Consider the following 12709-nt stretch of genomic DNA (forward strand, 5'->3'; position numbering starts at 1 on the left):
GTCTGTGCCCGATAACCCCGCCCGCGAAGGGGAGTTGCCGCCGATCCGCCGAAATTAACCTAGGTCATCGCGATTATGCCCGGGCCGGGCGCAAGGCGGTCTTCCCGCGCGACGGAAGCCTCTCCTCGGGCCGCAGGGTGAGGACGCGCACGCCATTCCGGGTGACTGCCACCGTGTGCTCGAACTGGGCGGACAGCTTGCCGTCCACCGTCACCACCGTCCAACCGTCATCCTCTGTGCGGACCAGGCGCCGTCCCTGGTTCAGCATCGGCTCGATCGTGAAGACCATGCCTTCTTCCAGTCTCACGCCGGTACCCGGCCGGCCGAAATGGAGCACTTCGGGCTTCTCGTGCATTTCCCGGCCGATGCCGTGTCCGCAATATTCCCGTACGATCGAATAGCCGGCTTTCTTGGCGTGATATTCGATGGCGTGGCCGACATCGCCCAGCCGCGCACCGGGCCGAACCGCCTGGATGCCTTTCCACATGGCCTCATATGTCGTCTTCACCAGACGCGCGGCCGCAGGCGCGATCTCGCCGACGGCATAAGTCTTGCTGGAATCGGCAATGAAGCCGTTCTTTTCAAGGGTGATGTCGAAATTGACGATGTCTCCCGCCCGCAACGTCTCGGTCTCGGAAGGGACCCCGTGGCACACGACATCATTGCGGGAGCAGTTCAGCACATAGCCATAGCCGTACTGCCCCTTGCTGGCGGGCCGCGCCGCCAGTTGGTGGACGATCATGTGCTCCACCAGGTCGTTGATCTCCATCGTCGTCCGCCCGGCGAGCGGCTGTCCGTCAAGGAACGTGAACACCGATGCCAGAAGACGGCCGGATTCGGCCATGAGTTCGATTTCCTCGGGCGTCTTGATCATGGCACGCGCGCTCCGCAGGCCAGATCGTCAGGGTCGACCCCCGCCTCCCTGAGTTCGCGAATGACGAGCTGCTGGAACGTGAGCTGTGGGTTCAACTCGCAGAGCATGCCGATCCTGATCCAGAAAGCCGCCTGCGCGTTGATCGAACGATAGGACGCCTTGCTGGCCTTGCGGAGCTGGTCGTGCAGCTCATCCTCGATATTGACGATACCCATGCAACCGGCCTTTACCATATGAAACATATACGAATCATAAATGGTTCATATGCAAGCCGACGAGTTCGGGCAAGGGGCAGCTTCTTCCGGGCTAGGCGTCTGAACCGGACTTTCGCAGCAAGTAGACATCCATGATCCAGCCATGCTCCGCACGAAGCGCGGCACGGCGACGCACGATCTGCGGGCCGATTTGCGTTAGGTCGCCCGCGATCAGGCATTGTTGCGGCATGCCGAGGTAAGCGCCCCACCAGATCGACAGGCCCTCCGGCGGCAGCGCGGCGAAGGCGCAAGTGCCGTCGAGCATGACCACCAGGGTTTCCGCGTCGGCTGGCCATCCGCCGTCGCGCAGGCGCCGTCCCGTCGTGATCGTCACGGGCGCTCCCAGACCGTTCAGCGCAATGCCGTGAGCCGCCGTGAGGACCTGGATGCTGGTGATGCCCGGCACGACATGAACCCTCAGCGCCCGCCCCCCGCGCTGCAGCCGCTCCGCGATCCGAAGGGTGCTGTCGTATAGCGAGGGGTCGCCCCAGACCAGCAGCGCCAGCGTGCCGCCTTCCGGCAGGTGCCGGTCGATCTGACTCGCCCAGACCTCGGCAATCGCGGCGTGCCAGGCATCCACGGCTTCGAGGTAGGGCGGGTTTTCCGAACGGACGGGGAGATCGAACTCCACGACCCGCGTCTCTTCCGTCAGCACGCTGTCGCAGATCGACCGGCGCAGATCGAGCAGATCGGACTTCGCCTCGCCCTTGCGGGGCAGCAGGATCAGGTCCGCCCCGTTCATCGCGCGGATGGCCGCAAGCGTCAGGTGGTCCGTGTTGCCGGTGCCGATGCCGATCAGGTGAAGATCCACCGTGCCGGTCATGGCTCCAGCTCCCCGGCCAAGCCCGAGGAAGCGAAAGGCGATTGCGCCGATTGCGGCCGGAAGCGGCGATCGTAGTCGGGGGCATAGAGGCTGCTTTCCGCCGCCACGCCCTCTTCCACGTCCAGAGCCCGTCCCACCAGGATGAGGGCGGTGCGCTCCATCGTTCCCGCCACGGCTTGCTCCACACCGTCCAGCCGCGCCCGCACGACTTTCTCGTCCGGCCAGCTCGCCCGCCAGACCACCGCCACCGGGCAATCCGCGCCGTAGTGTGGCACGAGATCCGCGACCACCGCGGCAAGGTTGTGGATCGAAAGGTGGATCGCCAGAGTGCTGCCGGTCGCGGCGAAGGCGGAAAGGCTTTCGCGCTCCGGCATCGCGCTGGCCCGGCCCGGTGTCCGCGTCAGCACCAGCGACTGCGCCAGACGCGGCACCGTCAACTCGGTCTCCAGCGCCGCCGCAGCGGCGGCGAAGGCCGGTACGCCCGGCGTCACGCTGATGGGGATGCGCAGCGCGCGAAGGCGGCGGATCTGCTCGCCCATGGCGGACCAGATCGAGGGGTCGCCGGAATGGAGACGGGCCACGTCATGGCCCTCGACATGGGCCTGCGCGATCTCCGCGAGGATCGCGTCGAGATCCAGGGACGCGGTGTTCACGATCCGCGCGCCGGGCGGGCAATGCTCCAGCACGGCAGCGGGCACCAGCGAGCCCGCATAGAGGCACACCGGGCTCGACGCGATCAGGTCGCGGCCGCGCAAGGTCAGCAGGTCTGGCGCGCCCGGACCGGCGCCGATGAAGTGTACGGTCATGAACTGGCTCCCTGGGCCATGGCGCAAGTGGCCATGCGATCGGACGAGATATGGCGGGCCGTCAGCAACCGGGCGCCGGGACCGGCCGCCGCCAGGGCCGAGGCTTCGGCAACGCTGCCGGTACGGCGAGCGGCAAGGCTGGCGGCGGACAGAGTCACCGTCGCCGCCGCTTCCAGCGCTTCGCCAGCGACGGGGACTGCCGGAACCTGTCGCTCCTGAGCAAGCAAGCGCAGCGGCGCGATCTTGTCGGCAGGCGCGGTCAGAACGTCCGGTTCGGCGCCATCCGCGCAGGCCCGCGCCAGAGCGTCACGCAAGGAGGAGAGGGATGCGCCTGCGCGAAATCCGAAGCCGGCCACGATCACAAGGTCACGCTCCATTGTACGACGGGATAGTGGGCTTTCCAGCCGCGCCGCGTGCCCAGCGGCGCGGCCTGCGCCAGTTCGATGCGCAGCAGCGTGCCGCCCACCTCGCCATGGACCCTGGCCAGCAGAGCCTCGCTTTCCAGCGTGACGGCATGGGCCACCAGCCGGGTGCCAGCGGGGAGACCGCAGAGCCGCTCCAGCAGGGGCGTCCCCAGCCCGCCGCCCACGAAGACGGCATCCGGCAGGGGCTGGTTTTCCAGCACCTCAGGGGCGCGTCCTTCCACCACGCGCAGATGATCGACGCCCAGCGCCAGGGCATTGCCCCGCGCCCGCGCCGCGCGCTCGCGATCGACCTCGAAGCCCACGGCCCGCATGTCGCGGTGAGTGAGCAGCCATTCTATCGCGATCGAGCCCGATCCCGTGCCGATGTCCCAAAGCATCTCGCCGGGCCGGGGCGCGAGCGCCGAGAGCGCCAGGGCGCGCAGCGGGCGCTTGCTGATCTGCCCGTCGTTCGCGAACCAGTCATCGCCGCGTCCGGACGTCCGGGGCAGGACGCGGCCTTCCCCCGCACAGAGCACGCCCACGGCGACGGGATGAGCCACGTCGGTCAGATCGAAGCCCTCGGCCGCCGCCTGCCGGATCCGTTCGCGCGGGCCGCCCAGCGCTTCGAGCACCGTGAGCTGCGATGCCCCGAACCCTTCCGCCGCGAGATAATCGGCCAGTTCCGCGGCAGCCGCCCCCTCGCGCAACAGCACCAAGGCCCGCTGCCCCGGCGCAAGGTGCGGACGCAACCGCGACAGCGGCGCCGCGTGGAGCCCCAGACACGGTGTCGCCTCGACCGGCCAGCCCAGCCGCGAGGCCGCGAGGGCGAAAGTCGAGGGCACCGGGTGCGCGGTCCATTCCCAGCGGTCGAGCGCCCGTGTCACCACCGAACCCGCGCCGAACCAGAACGGATCGCCGGAAGCCAGCATGACCACCTGCCGCCCCCGCAGCGCCAGCAGCGCGGCCAGCCCGCTCTCGAACGGCACTGGCCATGTCCGACATTCCGCACTAAGCCCCGCCAGCAGGCCGAGGTGGCGGGCGGCGCCGGTCACCACTTCGGCCGCCGCAAGGGCGGCGCGCGCCGCCTCGCCGAGGCCGGACAGACCGTCCTCGCTGATACCGACGATCGTCAGCCATGGCTTTTGGGGAGCTTCAGACATGACCCGCGTCCTCATTCTGGGCGGCACCACCGAGGCGAGCGCCCTCGCCGCGGCATTGGCCGAGCGCGAGATCGAAGCCGTGCTGAGCTATGCCGGACGGGTGGCCAGCCCGCGAAGCCAGCCGGTGCCGGTCCGCGTGGGCGGCTTCGGCGGCATTGCCGGGCTGGAGCGCTATCTGCGCGAAACCGCCGTCACCCATCTGGTCGACGCTACCCATCCCTTCGCGGCCACGATGAGCGCTCATGCCATTGTCGCCGCCAAGGCCGCCGGCATTGCGCTGGCGGCGCTGACGCGGGCGCCCTGGGCACCGCGCGGCGGGGATTGCTGGCACCGGGTCCCAGACCTTGCCGCCGCCGTCGCCAGCCTGGCGGGTCCGCCGCGCCGGGTGATGCTGGCGCTCGGCCGGATGCACGTCGAGGCTTTCGCGGCCCAGCCCCAGCACCGCTATCTGCTGCGCTTCGTGGATGCACCCACCGAAGCGCCGTCCCTGCCGCATCACGACCTCGTGATCGACCGCGGACCCTTCACGCCGGAGCGCGACACGGACTTGCTCCGTGCGCACCGGATCGACCTGCTGGTCTGCAAGAACGCGGGCGGCTCCGGCGCGTCGGCCAAGCTCGATGCCGCGCGGGAGCTGGGGCTTGCCGTGACGATGATAGACCGCCCCGCGATCCCGCCCCGCCGCGCGCTGGAACGGGTGGAGCAAGTGCTGGACTGGCTCGCTCATTCCGCCCACCGCGGCGTGTAGAGCACCGGGCCCCGGTCTCGCGCCACCAGCCGGGTGCGGCTCGATCCGACGATGACCATGGTGCGCATGTCCGCCATCTCCGCCCGCGCCTCGGCCAGCGGCACGAAGGTCAGGACTTCCTCGGGCGTGGAGACGGCGCGGGCGAAAAGGATCGGGCGCTCTGGCCCGCAAGCCTCGCGCAGGATCTCAAGGACGCGCGCGAAACCTTCCGGCCGCGCCTTCGAGCGCGGGTTGTAGAAGGCCATGGCGAAGTCCGCCTCCGCCGCCAGCCGCAATCGGCGCTCAATGAGTGCCCAGGGCTTGAGATTATCGGAAAGGTTGATGGCGCAGAAGTCATGGCCCAGCGGCGCGCCCGCCCGCGCGCTCGCCGCCAGCATGGCGGTGATGCCCGGCAAGACCCGGATATCGAGTTCGCGCCAGTCGGCAGGGCCCTGCTCCCAGGCCTCGTACACGGCCGCCGCCATGGCGAAGACGCCCGGATCCCCGGAGGAGACCACCACCACGCGCTGCCCCTCGGCCGCGAGCGAAAGCGCATGGGCCGCGCGCTCCAATTCGACGCGGTTGTCGCTGGCATGGAAGCGCAGGCCCGCGCGCGGCGCCACCCGGGCGACATAAGGGCCGTAGCCGATCACGTCGGTGGCGGCATCCAGGGCCGCAGAGGCCTCGGGCGTGACGAGCGCCTCGTCGCCCGGCCCCAGCCCGGCGATGGCGAGCCAGCCGCTCATGGCCGGCGCCCCTGTCCGTGGATCAGCAGGATCGAGAAGTAGGGCGTCACGGCTTCCGCCTCGGCGAGCGGCGTCACCCGCTGCTCGGCCATCGCGGCATGCTCCACCAGCCAGGCCTCCCCCTCGCGCCCGGCAGCGATGACGGCGCGGCGCAGCTTGGCCAGGTTGCGGCCGATCTTCATGACCACGAGCGCGTCGGTATCGCGAATGCGCCGCGCCAGATCTGCCTCCGGTAGCGTGGCGGTGAGGACGGTGAGGACATCGTCGCCCCAGGTCATCGGCGCGCCGCATGCCGTCCAGGCGCCCGACATTCCGGTGATCCCCGGCACGACGGCGACCGGCACCGGTGCCGGCCCTGCATGGCCCCCTGCTTCGGCCAGGCGGGTATAGAGGTGCATGAACGAGCCGTAGAAGAAGGGGTCGCCCTCGCAGAGCACCACGACATCCTCGCCCTCGCGGACGAGCTTCGCCAGTTGCTCGGTCCAGCTTGCGTAGAAGCGGGAAAGGCAGGCGTTGTAGCGCGGGTCTCCCAGCGGAATCTCCGTGGTCACCGGATATTCCATCGCATGCTCGACGACATCGGCGCGGAGCATGCCCTCGACGATCCGCCGCGCCTGACCGGGCCGGCCGGCCTTGCGGAAATAGGCGACATGCCTGGCTCCGCGCACCAATCGGTCGGCGCGAACGCTCAGCAGGTCCTGCGCGCCGGGGCCCAGTCCGACGCCGTGTACGGTTCCCACGCTCATTCCGCGCTGCTCGCGATGGCGTTGACCGCGGCCACGGTGATCGCGCTGCCGCCCAGCCTTCCTTCGACGATGCAGCAGGGCACCGGGCAGGCATCCCAGAGGGCGGCCTTGGACTCGGCCGCCCCCACGAAGCCGACGGGACAGCCAATGATCGCTGCCGGGCGCGGGCAATCGGGGTCCTCCAGCATGTCGAGCAAGTGGAACAGCGCGGTGGGCGCATTGCCGATGGCCACCACGGCCCCGCCAAGGTGCGGCGGCCAGAGTTCGAGCGCCGCCGCCGAGCGGGTATTGGCCATCGCCTGCGCCATTTGCGGGACTTGCGGATCCTGGAGCGTGCAGATCACCGCATTGTCCGCGGGAAGCCGGGCGCGAGTGATCCCTTCGCCCACCATGCGCGCATCGCACAGGATCGGCGCACCCGCCTCCAGCGCCGCCATCGCCGCGCGGGCGAATCCGGGCGAGAAGCGGATGTGCCGCGCCAGCTCCACCAGCCCCGAGGCGTGGATCATGCGGACCGCGATGCGCTCCTCGTCAGCGGGAAAGGCGGCGAGGTCCGCCTCGGCGCGGATCGTCGCAAACGACTGGCGATAGATGGCCGCGCCATCCTTTTCGTAGATATGCGCCATTCATGAGGCTCCGAAATGAGCAAGGACATGGTCGGGAGAAAGGCCGCCCAGCGTCGGCGGGTCGCCCGCGCGGCCACGGAGGGCGAGGTCGAAGACGCCGTCGCGCCCGGTCAGGACCACGTCGCTCGGTCGTGCGCGCGCGCAGCCTTTCGCGCAGCCGGAAACGTGCAGGCGCCCGGACACATGCGGCGCCAACCGGCGCGCCAGTTCGCGCGTTTCGACCGTCGCCTGCGGGCATGTCGGCGCGCCCGGACAGGCATCGGCGCGCAGCAGCGGGTCGCCGGGATCGCGAATGAAGCCGTCCACCGGCTCTCGCACCTCGGATTCGGCCAGAAGCTGCCGCCAAGACGTAACGCGAAGCGCCGCAGCGCCGGTCGCTGCCATCAGCCGCACCATTGCCTCCCCCTCGATCCGCCCGAACGGCACCCCGTAGCCATGCGGCGCAGCGGCTCCGACGGCGGGACGGCCATCCCCCCGCGCCCATTGTGGAAGAGCGGCCGTGTGGCGCCAGGCCCGGCGGGCAGCGGCGCCGCCTGTCTCCACGAACCAGTGCGCGAGCGCGATCAGGCGGTCTGTGGCCTCTTCCGGCAGGATGGAAACCCCGCTCTCGCGCCCGTCGAGGCGGAGCAGCAGGCCGCCGGCTTCCGCGCGCTCGATGCGGAAATCCGCAGGGCTGTCCAGCAGCGTGGCGACGGGGCCGGCATCGACCGCGATGCCCATCTTTCCGGGCAATTCGGGCAACTCGCCCAGACGGCCCAGGAGTTCTTCCGCGATCCGCGCGGTATCGTCCCCGCGATCCCAGCCGGGTGCGACAAGGAGGTTGCGCCGCCCCTCCAGAGCAGCGTCGGAATCGACCAGGCCCCGGTCGACCAGGGCGCGCAGCAGATCCTGCCAGCCCTGCTCGCGGACACCGCGGATCTGGAGATTGGCGCGATTGGTGATGTCTATCGCACCGCTGCCGAAACGGCGCGCCAGATCAGCAAGCACCGCGATCTCGGCCGCGGTCAGGCGCGCCAGCCGGGGCTTCACGCGCACGATCAGCCCGTCTCCGGCCATCATCGGACGCCAGGCATCCGGGCACCATCCGCGCAAGGCGAAGCCTGTCATCGGGACGCGCGTTTCATCCTGCCCCACGGCATCATCCTCTCGCGCGCAGCGACGATGACCGGGGCTTGCCGACGGGCGTCGGTCCGCACGCAACGACGGGCGGGCGCGATGAACGCCCGTCCTGCGCGCCGATGCAGCCCCAGCCGCACGGCTTCGTCGCTCACGCGGAGTACCGAGCCTTGGCCTATCCCTGGGCCAGGGCAAGAGCGACCGATGCGCCGGCAGGTCTCCTGGCTTGCGGGTCAAAGCGCGATGCTCGGCCTTCCCGGTCCGTGGCGCCGGGCGCCCGCGATCCAGTGGCCGGCTCCCCGGGGGAAGCCACGGCATCTTGCTCACCGCTCACAGTTGCAGGGACAGCCGCGGATTCGAGGGACGAACCCTCTCACCGCGTTCCCTATTAAGCCTCGTTCGAGGCACCGGCGCGATCTTGCCCGCCGATCCTGACGGATCGGGCGGGCACCGGGGCGCTAACGCAGGAAATGCCGATCCGCAAGTCTCATGGAGCCACGTCCAAACAGGGACGCGCGCCGGGAACGTGGTTAGAGACCCCCGGTCAGCGGTAGCTCAGCTTCGGGAAGAAATCTCCGCGCCCCTCGGGCAGCAGGTCCAGCAAGCCCCAGACCGGGTCCAAAGCATCCAGCGAGCGATGGTGCTGGTCCGGCTCCTCCGGGGCGTAGAGCAGTTCGCCGCCCCAAAAATGCCGAACCTCGCCGCCGTCCTTACGGAAGACATTGATCATCGGCTCGTCCCAGTCCTTTCCGTCCTCGTACCCGCGCTCCTGGCGCATGGCGGGGGTTACGCCGGCCGTGTTGCCGAAATAGTCCCGTGTGTAGCTGCTGCCTTCGGCCGAGAGGAACCGGAGATGCGGCCAGCGGCGCTCACGCGCCCAGGCCACCAGACGGGCCAAAGGCGAACGGGCGACGACGTAGAACGCCGCAGCCTGCGGGACATGCCGTGCGGCCCCGTCCAGCCCGTCGAGCAGATGCGTGCAACCGGTGCAAGGCTCGTCGCGCTCGGGACCGAACATGTAGCTGTAGAGGATCAGGCTGGGCTTCCCCGCGAACAATTCCGACAGCCGCACCTGCTCCGGGCGCTGATGATCCCCGACGCGTTCGAAGACGTAGTCCTCCTTGATCGTCCCGCCGGGGGGCAGCGCCCGGCGCATCGCCGCAACCGTTTCCGTCTGGCGGCGCAGGTCCATTTCGGCATCGAGCAGTTCGTTGCGCGCGCGGCGGTATTCGGCGCTTTCGTTGGGAAAACTGAGATGTTCCATGATCGGGCTCCTCCCTCCGGTTGCTCCCCTGACGCTCGCAGCCTGAACGCCCGAACGAAGGCATGAGTTCACGCAAAGGAGCGGCAAATCGCCGCCCCCTTCCGGCAACGCGGCAAGCCCCTGACGCAAGGCGATATTCCGACCCCGTGCTGTCATGATCCGGGGCTAGTCGCGCAAGGGACACACCCTGCCGCCCCGCCAGGAGGCGGGATCATGGCCGCAGCGCCGCGCTTCTGCACGGGGTACGCTGCCCGCGATCCCTGCCTTAAGCCCGGAGATTACCGCGATGAACCACCACCCGGCCGAAACCACCCTGTCCCGCCGCGGCATGCTCCTTGCCGGCGCTGGGGCAGGCGCCGCCACGCTTCTCGGCCAGGGCCCCGCACTGGCGGCGCCGCAGAATTCGGTCGCGCATACTGGAGGCGCGCGCAAGAAGCCGCTGGTGATCGGCCACCGCGGCTGCTCGGCGCTGCGGCCAGAGCACACCCTGGCGTCCTACGCCAAGGCCATCGACCAGGGCGCGGACTTCGTGGAGCCGGATCTCGTCTCGACCAAGGACGGTGCCCTGATCGCCCGGCATGAGAACAACATCGCCGAAACTACCAATGTCGCGGAGCATCCCGAATTCGCCCAGCGCCGCACGACCAAGGTGATCGACGGGGAAAAGGTCACCGGCTGGTTCACCGAGGATTTCACCCTCGCAGAGATCAAGACCCTGCGCGCAGTCGAACGGCTCGGCGCCATGCGCCCCGAAAGCAAGAGCTACGACGGCCAGTTCCAACTGCTCACGCTTGAGGAAATCGCGGACTTCGTGGCCGCGGAATCCGCCGCACGCGGCCGCAAGATCGGCCTCATTCCCGAGATCAAGCACTCCACCTATTTCGCCGGGATCGGCCTGCCGCAAGAACAGCGCTTCCTCGACCGCGTGGCCGCTAGCCATTATCTCTCGACCGCCCCGGTGATCGTCCAGAGCTTCGAGGTGGCCAATCTCAAGTGGCTGCGCCCGCGCATCGCAACCTATCGCAGCCTGCAACTCCTGCAACTGACCGTGCCTCTGGACATGCACCCCGCCGATGTCGCCGCCTCCGGGGGCAGCCTCACGTTCAAGCAGATGCTCACGCCCGCCGGTCTGGCCGAAGTCAGGACTTATGCCGACTGGATCGCCCCCGTGCTCCAGGGGATCATCCCCTTCGGCGATGCCACGGGCAAGTCCGGCCCGCTGGGCAAGCCGAGCACGCTGGTGCGCGATGCCCATGCGGCCGGCCTGCTCGTCTCGACCTGGACGGTGCGGCCGGAAAACAGCTTCCTGCCCACGGACTTCCGCGGCCCGGGCGGCGATTCGGCGCGTCAGGACAAGGCCTGCATCGAATTCATGCGCCGCTTCATCGCGGCGGGTGTCGATTCCTTCTTCACCGACGATCCGGGCCTCGGACGTGCGGCCGTGGACGGCACGGCCTGACACAGCACTCTTCGGCAACCCGCCCGCCCACACGAACCCGGATCGCCTGTCGCTTCGCTGCATGGTAGGATCCCGCATTGCCGGGAGCCTCGCCATGACGATCACCATCACCGCTTTCGAAAACTCGCCCGACCGGGGGCGGGGCCTCGCGCGGGACATGCGGGTACGCTGGGCGCTGGAGGAACTGGGCCTGCCTTACGAAGTGCGGTTGCTTTCGTTCGAAGCGCTCAAGAGGCCCGAACATCTCGCGCACCAGCCCTTCGGGCAGATCCCCAGCCTGGAAGACGGCGATCTCGTGCTGTTCGAATCCGGCGCCATCGTCCTCCACCTCGCCGGCACACACCCCGGTCTCCTGCCCGAGGATGCCGATGCCCGTGCCCGCGCCGTCGCCTGGCTCGTCGCGGCGCTCAACACGGTGGAGCCACCCATCGTCGAATGCACCATGGCGATGATATTCGAGCGGGAGCAGGCCTGGTTCGCAGCGCGGCAGCCGATGCTCGAAAAGCGCGTGCAGGCCCGCCTCCAGCAACTGACCGCCTCGCTTGGGAGCGCCGAATGGCTAGACGGTGCCTTCAGCGCGGGAGACCTAATGATGGTGACCGTGCTGCGCCGACTGGTCAGTTCCAACCTCCTCGACGCCTGGCCCCCACTGCTGGCCTATATCGCCCGCGCCGAAGCACGCCCCGCCTACCAACGCGCCTTTGCCGACCAGCGCGCGGTATTCGAAGCCGCATCCTGCGCCGGCCCCGAAGCACCGGCCTGAACGCCTGCCCCTGACCGCGCCTTTCCGGCACCCCCGAAAGAATACATATCGCCGGGTTAGGCTTGCGGAAGGTTTCGCGCGCTAGACCCGCGTGCGGTGCAGTCACGATCGAAACCGAAGGCGCTTGCCATGGACGCCACCCTGTTTTCTCCCCCCAGTGCCCCGGGATCGCCCGCCGAGCCCTCGTCGTGGTACATTTCGGCCATGGAGCGCCTCGTCGCCGCGGTGCAGGACTTGTCCCACGCGCGCGATCTGGACGCCGTCACCGCCATCGTCCGGGACGCCGCGCGCAACCTGACCGGAGCTGATGGCGCCACGTTCGTCCTGCGGGACGGCGACATGTGCTACTACGCGGAGGAGAACGCCATAGCGCCCTTGTGGAAGGGCCGCCGCTTCCCGATGAGCACATGTGTCAGCGGCTGGGTGATGATCAACGCACAGAGCGCGGTGATCGAGGATATCTACGCCGATCCGCGCGTCCCGGTCGAAGCCTATCGCCCCACATTCGTGAAGAGCATGGCGATGGTGCCGATCCGCCGCACCTCGCCCATCGGCGCCATCGGCAACTACTGGTCGTCCCGCCGCGCGACGACGGCCGAGGAACTGGCCATTCTCCAGGCCTTGGCCGACACCACCTCGGTCGCGCTGGAAAACGCCGAACTCTACACCCGCCTCCAGGGCGTGGTGCATCGCCTCCAGGAACAGCAGCGGCGCATCAGCGAGCAACAGACAAGCGATTGAGGGACATGCTGGTCATCATGTGCAGCGTCTCCGACTATGGGCCGGACCAGCGGCGCTCGGTCGAACTCGGCGCGGCGGGATATCTGCTCAAGCCGCCCCGTTTCTCAAGCTTCCGGGACATCGTCGCCGGCCAGCCGGGGCTTCGCCTGATCGAAGATGAGAGCGGCCTGACCCTGCTCCGCGCCTGCGCCTGAATTTTT

General features: G+C 69.0%; 16 protein-coding genes and 1 riboswitch. Of the genes, 5 read left to right on the forward strand and 11 right to left on the reverse strand.

Annotation, left to right across the window (positions count from 1 at the left end; all coding sequences use genetic code 11):
* Positions 1–73: 73 nt before the first annotated feature.
* The 6 genes from map to cbiE all read right to left on the reverse strand — a co-directional run bounded on the left by map (position 74) and on the right by cbiE (position 4321).
* Complete coding sequence (map, locus tag AC1VV3_RS19880) at positions 74–874, reverse strand: type I methionyl aminopeptidase (RefSeq protein ID WP_482962240.1); 801 nt, start codon at positions 872–874, stop codon at positions 74–76.
* Complete coding sequence (locus tag AC1VV3_RS19885) at positions 871–1089, reverse strand: ParD-like family protein (RefSeq protein ID WP_482962241.1); 219 nt, start codon at positions 1087–1089, stop codon at positions 871–873. Before AC1VV3_RS19885 ends, map begins: the two co-directional genes overlap by 4 nt.
* Positions 1090–1180: 91 nt before the next feature.
* On the reverse strand, positions 1181–1951 hold the full coding sequence (cobF, locus tag AC1VV3_RS19890; protein WP_132270065.1) for a precorrin-6A synthase (deacetylating): 771 nt from the start codon (positions 1949–1951) through the stop codon (positions 1181–1183).
* Positions 1948–2757 (reverse strand): precorrin-4 C(11)-methyltransferase, encoded by an 810-nt coding sequence (cobM, locus tag AC1VV3_RS19895; protein ID WP_482962242.1) that lies wholly within the window; start codon positions 2755–2757, stop codon positions 1948–1950. Before cobM ends, cobF begins: the two co-directional genes overlap by 4 nt.
* On the reverse strand, positions 2754–3134 hold the full coding sequence (locus AC1VV3_RS19900; RefSeq protein ID WP_431568230.1) for a cobalamin biosynthesis protein: 381 nt from the start codon (positions 3132–3134) through the stop codon (positions 2754–2756). Before AC1VV3_RS19900 ends, cobM begins: the two co-directional genes overlap by 4 nt.
* Entirely contained in the window at positions 3116–4321 is a 1206-nt protein-coding gene (gene cbiE, locus AC1VV3_RS19905; RefSeq protein WP_482962243.1) for a precorrin-6y C5,15-methyltransferase (decarboxylating) subunit CbiE, read from the reverse strand. The genes AC1VV3_RS19900 and cbiE overlap by 19 nt, the downstream gene beginning before the upstream one ends.
* Here cbiE and AC1VV3_RS19910 point away from each other — a divergent pair.
* Entirely contained in the window at positions 4320–5069 is a 750-nt protein-coding gene (locus AC1VV3_RS19910; protein ID WP_482962244.1) for a cobalt-precorrin-6A reductase, read from the forward strand. The genes cbiE and AC1VV3_RS19910 overlap by 2 nt on opposite strands.
* Here AC1VV3_RS19910 and cobJ read toward each other — a convergent pair.
* The 5 genes from cobJ to AC1VV3_RS19935 all read right to left on the reverse strand — a co-directional run bounded on the left by cobJ (position 5045) and on the right by AC1VV3_RS19935 (position 9546).
* Entirely contained in the window at positions 5045–5794 is a 750-nt protein-coding gene (cobJ, locus tag AC1VV3_RS19915) for a precorrin-3B C(17)-methyltransferase (protein ID WP_482962245.1), read from the reverse strand. The genes AC1VV3_RS19910 and cobJ overlap by 25 nt on opposite strands.
* Positions 5791–6540 carry a precorrin-2 C(20)-methyltransferase gene (cobI, locus tag AC1VV3_RS19920; RefSeq protein ID WP_134093657.1) on the reverse strand — a complete coding sequence of 250 codons (750 nt, stop codon included), beginning with the start codon at positions 6538–6540 and terminating at the stop codon, positions 5791–5793. Before cobI ends, cobJ begins: the two co-directional genes overlap by 4 nt.
* Complete coding sequence (locus tag AC1VV3_RS19925) at positions 6537–7166, reverse strand: precorrin-8X methylmutase (RefSeq protein WP_431568233.1); 630 nt, start codon at positions 7164–7166, stop codon at positions 6537–6539. Before AC1VV3_RS19925 ends, cobI begins: the two co-directional genes overlap by 4 nt.
* Complete coding sequence (locus AC1VV3_RS19930; protein ID WP_482962246.1) at positions 7167–8300, reverse strand: cobalamin biosynthesis protein CobG; 1134 nt, start codon at positions 8298–8300, stop codon at positions 7167–7169. It lies immediately after the preceding gene.
* 176 nt (positions 8301–8476) lie between these two features.
* A riboswitch (cobalamin riboswitch) is annotated at positions 8477–8704 on the reverse strand.
* A gap of 122 nt (positions 8705–8826) precedes the next feature.
* On the reverse strand, positions 8827–9546 hold the full coding sequence (locus AC1VV3_RS19935) for a DUF899 family protein (RefSeq protein ID WP_132270057.1): 720 nt from the start codon (positions 9544–9546) through the stop codon (positions 8827–8829).
* A 286-nt stretch (positions 9547–9832) separates the two neighbouring features.
* Here AC1VV3_RS19935 and AC1VV3_RS19940 point away from each other — a divergent pair, with 286 nt between their 5' ends.
* The 4 genes from AC1VV3_RS19940 (at position 9833) to AC1VV3_RS19955 (ending at position 12703) form a co-directional block, all read left to right on the forward strand.
* Entirely contained in the window at positions 9833–11005 is a 1173-nt protein-coding gene (locus AC1VV3_RS19940) for a glycerophosphodiester phosphodiesterase (protein ID WP_482962247.1), read from the forward strand.
* 94 nt (positions 11006–11099) lie between these two features.
* Positions 11100–11768, forward strand: coding sequence for a glutathione S-transferase family protein (locus AC1VV3_RS19945; protein WP_465127178.1), 669 nt, complete (start codon positions 11100–11102; stop codon positions 11766–11768).
* Positions 11769–11897: 129 nt separating this feature from the next.
* A complete protein-coding gene (locus tag AC1VV3_RS19950; RefSeq protein ID WP_482962248.1) occupies positions 11898–12509 on the forward strand; it encodes a GAF domain-containing protein in 612 nt (203 codons plus the stop codon).
* Between the two features lie 5 nt (positions 12510–12514).
* On the forward strand, positions 12515–12703 hold the full coding sequence (locus tag AC1VV3_RS19955; RefSeq protein WP_482962249.1) for a hypothetical protein: 189 nt from the start codon (positions 12515–12517) through the stop codon (positions 12701–12703).
* Positions 12704–12709: the final 6 nt, after the last annotated feature.

The organism is Novosphingobium sp. BL-S-34 (assembly GCF_056857015.1).